Origin of the sequence: Leucobacter chromiireducens, from assembly GCF_003917135.1 — a bacterium.
GTDB classification, from domain to species: Bacteria; Actinomycetota; Actinomycetes; order Actinomycetales; family Microbacteriaceae; genus Leucobacter; species Leucobacter chromiireducens_A.
Genome location: NZ_RPDI01000089.1, coordinates 1 through 351 on the forward strand (window position 1 = coordinate 1; position 351 = coordinate 351).

A 351-nucleotide genomic window follows, 5' to 3' on the forward strand; every position below is an offset into this window, starting at 1 on the left:
CGATAGAGCGAGCTAATGGCGTCGTGATGGGAGCACTCGTGCCGGGAGACAACTGGATTCGTGCGGCTGGCCGGGGGATGGCACCGCTCGATGACGTGCGCGAACGCATTCTGCGTACGGGCGAGGAGCACGTTGAGAATGTCGGGCTGTCGCTCGGCGTTCCCGCGAAGATCGTCGAGCAGCTCGTCGCGAGCGCTGGTGCGACGCCCAAGCAGTTCGCGCAGATTTGGTCGTCGCCGGAGGACTACCTCGCCGAGCTGTTCTGTGAGCTCGCGAACCAGGCGCAGATCGATCGCGCCGACTCCGAGACGCTGCTCACCACCTGGCAGTACCTCGGCATGCGCAGTGGCG

General features: G+C 65.5%; 1 pseudogene. It reads left to right on the top strand.

Annotated features, from left to right (window positions below):
• Window positions 1-23: 23 nt before the first annotated feature.
• Window positions 24-351: pseudogene (locus EGM46_RS14605) on the top strand (hypothetical protein); the annotation flags it as partial.